The following is a 6500-nucleotide window of genomic DNA, read 5'->3' as shown; positions in this document are numbered from 1 at the left end:
GGCTGGCTGGTAGCTGACAATTCGTTTTAAAACAGACGGCAGTGACTCACGAGGGTTTTTGTCCAAGAAAACCCCACCCATCACTACCAGTAGTATACCTGCAAGCCCAATGGGGCTGGGGGTTTGCTTGAGAAAAAACACCGCTATCACCAGTACAAATAGCGGGGTGAGGGTTTGAATGGGCGCGATAAGCGATAGGTCGCCTTTTTTTAGAGCGACAAGTATAAGAACACCGGCCAGTGCGGCCAGCGCGGCCGTGAGCATCACAAGCCCTAGCGAGAGCGGGCTAATGCCCAAGATATCTTGACCACTATATATTGCAAGCATTAGAAAACCAAAGGCCCCTAAGGCATGCACAAAATAAGAAATAGCCACAGGGTCTAGCTTGCGAGAGACTAGCTTTTTGTTGCCAAGGCTAGCGATACTATCGCTTAATGCACAAGTAATTGAGTAGATGAGCCACATACTTAAGTATTATACACATAATACTAATTCAAAAGTACTTGCGCTTATGCATTGTAAGCATTACAATAATATCTATTAGTGATAATAGAAATTATAAATAAAGGTGAAACAAATGACACAGCATTTTATGGCCAGCAATATATTTACTAGCTTTGATAGTAAATCTAGTAAAATTAAAAATATCATCGCGCTTCTAGCCGTTACACTTTTCGCAGTACTAGTTTCTCTTATTTTTGCGCCTAAGGCTAATGCTACTACCTATAATGTGACCCCCACACCGGCATTTGGTGACTGCGATATTTACAGCGCCATTATTGCTGCAGACACCCAGGCTGCGTCTGGCTTTTGCTCAGCTGGTAGTGCCTCAAATACAATAAATATGTCTGCCGGTACTTATAGCTTAGTAGCCGATTTACCAGCCATTAATGGCACATCTAATATCAACATTGTCGGTGCCAGTGCCGAAAAAACAATCGTAGATGGCACAGGCGGCTATAACGGCGTAAATATCAATCCTATTACTGAAAATACCTACTCAGTAAGTAATCTTACCTTTCAAAATTTTTCACCTGCGGCTGGGCAACCCTTATTTGCACTATCTGCAAATGTAACGATTGATAGTGTGATTGCCAGAAACAATACTTGTTTGAATTTTGCTGGCGGCCCAGTATGCGCCCTATTTATAAACTTTAACAGTCAAGCTGTCACTATAAATATTAAAAATAGTGCATTTTACGAAAACACTGCAGTTTTTGTACTAGCAATTTCTAACAACGACGGCGTTGCCGTGACGGCTAATATCGCAAACAACACCTTTAGCGGTAATAACGCTTTTCCAATAAATATATTAAATACCGCTACTGAAGGCGGCACCATGACTGCAAATATCACTAACAACACCTTTGCTCAGAATGCTCAAGCTCAAGATTTCGGCGACCCTAGCCTGGGTGCGGTAAATGTCAATGTATTCGCAGGTGACGTGGTTTATTACCCAGCCAGAGTCAATCTCCTAAACAATATTTTCTATGCAAACTTAAATTTTGGTACTGCTCAGAACTGCCCAGCAGTCCCAGGTACCAATGGCACAATTACCTCCCTAGGCGGTAACATATCAGACGACAACACTTGCGCAACCTACTTCATTGCAACCAACGATCTTAATGAAACTGACGCCTTAATAAGCCCTCTAGCTCTAGATATGGGTACCTATGTAAGAGCTATTAATGCTAGCTCACCCGCCTACAACAATGCTATTGCCGCTGGAGCTCCTAGCACAGATCAGCGGGGAGTCGCTCGCCCTCAAGAAGGTGGCTATGACAGTGGTGCATACGAATATGTCACCCCTGAGCCAACTCCAACACCATCACCTGGCAATCTAGCCCCAACAGGCTGGGACACTAGACTACCATTACTACTTGCTACAGTGTTGGTACTTACTGGCCTCACTGGTGTAGGCTACGCTTTTAAGAAAAACTAGCTTAATAAGCTCTTAGTGGTAAACACCCCTGGATGGTAACCCAGAGGTGTTTATTTTGAGCCGACATAAGTAGTCAGCTAAGCTTTTTTGTAAATTATTCGCATTCGGTTATCCACACATCTGGATTTTCGCTAATCAAGTAAAGCACATCCGTGCTTATATTCCAGGGGGGTCCTCGAAGCTTTGATACAATATCCTTGATTCGCCGTAAGATGCTCTCCTGTTCCAAGCTTCTAATGCTTAAAGATTCATTAGCTAGCTCTATTTGGGCTTCGGCGAATTCTCGGATTAAGATAACTAGCTGTAGTACCTCCGACTCCGAATGGCCTGTAGTCAACTCTTTTAGGTTCATACTTGCTCCTTTGGTATCTGTACAATTTTAATATACAACTATTTATAATTTTATCAAGCTAAAGCTCCTAAGCGACTATATTAATATCAATGATGTATAATTAGCCCATGGTAAAAAAACTTCAAAATAGACTGGATGAGTTGCCCACCAATCCAGGTGTATACTTCTTCAAGGATTCATCTGGCAAAATAATATATATTGGCAAAGCATCTATACTCAAGAGAAGGGTTAGATCTTACTTTACCGGTGCCCAGACGGATACTAAGACACTGCGCTTAGTCAAATGTATAGCTGATGTGGATTGGGTGCAGACGAGTTCGGAGATAGATGCATTATTTCTTGAGGCAGAATATATTAAGCGCCATAAGCCCCTATATAATGTGCGCGAGCGAGATGATAAGAACTTTATTTTTGTGCGGATAACAACTCAGCAAGATTTTCCCTCGGTCACCCTGGTGCGAAGGCCCAACGATGACAAAGCTCGCTACTTTGGGCCTTTTGTCCAGAGCTATGGGGTTAGGCAGGCGCTTAAGTATTTACGCCGTGTATTCCCATATTTCGTGAAAGAGAACCATAATTATAGCTCCAAGCTAGAATACCAAATCGGCGTTCTTCCGAGCCCCGATGTTACAAAGCTCGTGTATCGTAGGCAAATAAGCAAGCTCATCATGGTGCTTGAAGGAAAAAGCACCCAGCTAATTGACAGCCTGCAAAGGGATATCAGCCGCCTTGCTAAGGATCGAAAATATGAAGAGGCGATAGTCCTGCGTAACCAATATTTGGCTCTAAAGTCACTCGGCAGTAGGGTTGTTTTTGGTGCTGAGGAAAAGATTATCATTGGCAAGGATGAAGCACTTTCTGGCCTTACTGCAATTTTACAGCTTAGCTCCTCTCCTAGAAGGATAGAATGCTACGATATCAGTAATTTTGCGGGGGGTGATAGCGTAAGCTCAATGGTAGTATTTACAGATGGGCTTCCTGATAACGCCGCTTATCGGCATTTCAAAATGCGTACAAGGGGCCCAAATGATTTCGCCATGATGCAGGAGACCATTTCACGGCGATTCGGCACTCGCAACAAATCCTGGCCCAAGCCCGATCTTATCATAGTAGACGGCGGCAAGGGTCAGCTTTCTTGTGCCAGGCAGGTTATCAGTGAGCTCGGTGTTAAAACATTGACAGTGGGGCTTGCTAAAAGGTTCGAGACGCTGGTTATTGATAGGGAGGATCTGCCGAATCCAACTCAACTCGCCAAGGAGGGCGGGTACTACATCGCTAATTTTGAGCCCGATTCAGCAGTACTGCATCTATTGCAAAGGGTTCGTGATGAAGCTCATAGATTCGCTGTAGCTTATCATACAAAAGTACGCGCCAAGAGAATTGCCCATTCTCAACTTGAAGAAATACCAGGAGTCGGGCCTGCTACTAGAAAGAAACTAATTATGGCCCTCGGCAGCGTAGCTGGCGTTAAAGAGGCTTCACCAGAGAAGCTTGAGGCTATAGTGGGGGCCAAACTAGCCAAGCTGATTGCCTCAAACCTCCCGGCATAACTATATTATAGAGCCGAGGGTATGTTAAAATACACTGTATGGCAAGAAGGTTTCTTTTAACATGGCTCGCTAATTTTGTCGGACTCTTTTTGGCCTCGATTTTTCTTAGCGGCATTAATGCCGACGGCGTGTGGGTTGTAGTGGTCGCAAGCCTGGTATTTGGTATCGTTAACGCCACACTGAGGCCAGCCTTAACAATACTGAGTTTGCCAGCAATTGTCCTGACACTAGGCCTATTTAGCTTGATTATTAATGCACTTTTGCTGTATATTACTAGCGCGATATATCCATCTTTTCAAGTCAACTCTGTTTGGTCCGCAATCGGCACTGTACTGGTGGTATGGGTTGCCAACTACGCCATGAGCTTTATAATTGATAAGGAATAAATATGAGAATAATACTACAATACATATTAGTTATGATTTCAGCGCTTATAACCGTGTCTGTTTTGCTTCAGAACCAGAGCTCTGGTTTGGGGGCAGCATTCGGTGGAGAAAGCAATTTTTACAGGACTAAGCGAGGCACTGAAAAGTTCTTGTTCTATGGGACGATGATACTTGTGGCGGCATTCGTAGCCTGCATAATTGGCTTGCTAATTATTAAGTAATGAGTTCTTATACGGGGTTTACTCTCCATAGAAAGGTTAGAAGGCTAAGGAGGAATGCTCGATTGTGGCGGACCTGGTTTGCCAACTACCTCCACAGGCATGTCTACGGATCTTGGCAGAAGCTAGGTAATGTTCGCTGGCCTTTTGCGTCTTGGGTGTTTATTATATTTATTTCTATATGGGGCCTAACAGTACAGATCCAATCTCTCGGTACAATTAGCCAAGTCGATTCTCCCCAAAATGGTGGTGTATATCGAGAAGCAGTATTGGGCGTGGTCAAGAGTGTGAATCCACTATTCCCAGATAACTCTGCATCTGAAGATGTATCTAGCCTAGTTTTTAGTGGCCTTACTAAAATTAACGGCCGAAGAGAAATCACGCCGGACATTGCTGACAGATGGGATGTGTCAGATGACCGTAGGGAGTATACTTTTTATCTACGACCATCTGTAAAGTGGCAGGATGGCACAAAACTCACAGCTAGCGACATCGCCTTTACAATCGAAAGGGTACAAAACCCCGATACAAGAAGCCCATTTTTATCCAATTGGAGCGGTGTTAAGTACTTAGTAGTAGATGAGAATACCATAAAATTTATTCTTCCATCATCCTATGGCAATTTTTTGGCTAACACAACCCTAGGTGTATTGCCGAAGCATTTGCTAGGAGAGGTCAAGCCCTCCAGCCTCCGGTCATATGAATTTAATCAACGACCTATCGGCAGTGGGCCATATAAACTGGAGCTATTAGAAGTCGATAGTAGTGTAGTAGAGCTAACCGCCAATGAGTTTTATTATATACATACCCCCTATATACCCAAGGTGCGCATAGAGCTCTTCGAGGACGCAGATGAAATGCTAGGGGCCCTAGTCAGGAAGCAGGTTGATGCAGTTTCGCAGGTTCCACCATCCAAGCTAGAGGTAGTAGATAAGATTGAATCGGTTACAACCCACAGGCTAGGCTTACCAGCCTATGTTGGGGCATTCTTTAATCTAAAAAGTCCAATTTTAAACAATCCTGACCTCAGAAAGTCCTTAGCATATTCTGTTGATAGACGAGCCATTATTGATAGCAGTCTTGAAGGGGAAGCTGTTATCGCGAATTATCCGATTCCAGCGGGCTACCCTGGGTTTAACTCATCGGCCCAGAAGTATGATTATGACATCCAGAAATCCAAGGAGTTGTATGAAAAGTCTGGTGCTGGAAACGCCAAAATAAGAGTTGTAACACTGGAAAACTCCAGCTATGAATCTGTCGCTAACTCGCTTGCAGAAAGCTGGCGATTGCTAGGCCTAGAGGTGGAGGTTATTACTGCAGATAGCACACAGCTCCAGCAGAATTATATTAGAAGCCGCAACTATGATGTACTAGTGTATGGACAAAATCTTGGTCTCGATTCGGATGTCTACAGTTTCTGGCACTCCAGCCAATCTGCCGACCCTGGGCTGAATGTATCGGCCTATAAAAATACTGAGGTAGACAATCTTTTAGAGTCTGGCAGACTAGCCAAGGACCCTGCCTATAAGGCAACACGCTATTCTAGCTTTGTGGATTTATGGGCCAAGGATGTTCCAGCACTGATATTGTATAGCCCCTATTATAATTATTCACAAACCGACTCTCTGAAGGGCTTTGACGCAAAAAAAATCCAGGAACCAAGTAATAGGTTTTATAATATATATGATTGGTACTTGATAAAAAGGTAGCTTAATCCGTAGTAGTATCTATTATGCTATTGTCGAAATAAGAAACTATTTAGTGTAGTAGAAGTTATAGCCTGTGTCGTTCCTTCGGTCCCAATTAAACTCTGGACGAAGGAAGTACCAAACGCTCCTATAGGCATCTACCCCTGCTCGCTGGTATTCGTAAGTTGGCTGGCCTGATGTTTCTATATTATTATTTGTGCGGGTTAGCTTAGCCCCCTCCGGTACGCCATCAATTGGTCTTAAGCAGAATGATACATCCAGAGGAACGGTGATACTAAAGCGACCCTCCTGGTCGGTAGTGACAGTCCTATCCTTAACACATGTCTCAATCTTTAGACCTGGC

The 6500-nt window shown here is 43.8% G+C and carries 8 protein-coding genes; 5 read left to right on the top strand and 3 right to left on the bottom strand.

Features of this window, described 5'->3' with window-relative positions:
• Positions 1 to 465 (bottom strand): EamA family transporter (locus tag NT111_03425; protein ID MCX6805037.1); only part of this gene is annotated, 465 nt, incomplete at its 3' end.
• A 112-nt stretch (positions 466 to 577) separates the two neighbouring features.
• Between NT111_03425 and NT111_03420 the strand changes: the two genes are divergently transcribed.
• Positions 578 to 1942: a hypothetical protein gene (locus NT111_03420; protein MCX6805036.1), complete on the top strand. Its 1365-nt coding sequence runs from the start codon at positions 578 to 580 to the stop codon at positions 1940 to 1942.
• 94 nt (positions 1943 to 2036) lie between these two features.
• Here NT111_03420 and NT111_03415 read toward each other — a convergent pair whose 3' ends face one another.
• A complete protein-coding gene (locus NT111_03415) occupies positions 2037 to 2294 on the bottom strand; it encodes a hypothetical protein (GenBank protein ID MCX6805035.1) in 258 nt (85 codons plus the stop codon).
• 107 nt (positions 2295 to 2401) lie between these two features.
• Between NT111_03415 and NT111_03410 the strand changes: the two genes are divergently transcribed.
• The 4 genes from NT111_03410 (at position 2402) to NT111_03395 (ending at position 6157) form a co-directional block, all read left to right on the top strand.
• On the top strand, positions 2402 to 3844 hold the full coding sequence (locus NT111_03410; protein ID MCX6805034.1) for an excinuclease ABC subunit UvrC: 1443 nt from the start codon (positions 2402 to 2404) through the stop codon (positions 3842 to 3844).
• A gap of 38 nt (positions 3845 to 3882) precedes the next feature.
• Positions 3883 to 4230, top strand: coding sequence for a phage holin family protein (locus NT111_03405; GenBank protein MCX6805033.1), 348 nt, complete (start codon positions 3883 to 3885; stop codon positions 4228 to 4230).
• A gap of 2 nt (positions 4231 to 4232) precedes the next feature.
• Positions 4233 to 4451, top strand: a complete 219-nt coding sequence (secG, locus tag NT111_03400) for a preprotein translocase subunit SecG (GenBank protein ID MCX6805032.1) — start codon at positions 4233 to 4235, stop codon at positions 4449 to 4451.
• A gap of 62 nt (positions 4452 to 4513) precedes the next feature.
• Positions 4514 to 6157 carry a peptide ABC transporter substrate-binding protein gene (locus tag NT111_03395; protein ID MCX6805031.1) on the top strand — a complete coding sequence of 548 codons (1644 nt, stop codon included), beginning with the start codon at positions 4514 to 4516 and terminating at the stop codon, positions 6155 to 6157.
• Between the two features lie 45 nt (positions 6158 to 6202).
• Here the strand turns inward: NT111_03395 and NT111_03390 are convergent.
• Positions 6203 to 6500, bottom strand: a 298-nt coding sequence (locus tag NT111_03390; GenBank protein ID MCX6805030.1) for a hypothetical protein, incomplete at its 5' end; no start/stop codon positions are given.

Source organism: Patescibacteria group bacterium (genome assembly GCA_026397045.1).
Taxonomy (GTDB): Bacteria; Patescibacteriota; Saccharimonadia; order CAILAD01; family BJGX01; genus JAPLVO01.
This window is presented reverse-complemented; position numbering and strand designations above follow the sequence as displayed.

What these genes read in the sequence shown, in the direction of transcription:
- NT111_03420 (MCX6805036.1), top strand. Translation starts at nt 578, where the DNA reads ATGACACAGCATTTTATGGCCAGCAATATATTTACTAGCTTTGATAGT.
- NT111_03415 (MCX6805035.1), bottom strand. Translation starts at nt 2,294, where the DNA reads ATGAACCTAAAAGAGTTGACTACAGGCCATTCGGAGTCGGAGGTACTA.
- NT111_03410 (MCX6805034.1), top strand. Translation starts at nt 2,402, where the DNA reads ATGGTAAAAAAACTTCAAAATAGACTGGATGAGTTGCCCACCAATCCA.
- NT111_03405 (MCX6805033.1), top strand. Translation starts at nt 3,883, where the DNA reads ATGGCAAGAAGGTTTCTTTTAACATGGCTCGCTAATTTTGTCGGACTC.
- secG (MCX6805032.1), top strand. Translation starts at nt 4,233, where the DNA reads ATGAGAATAATACTACAATACATATTAGTTATGATTTCAGCGCTTATA.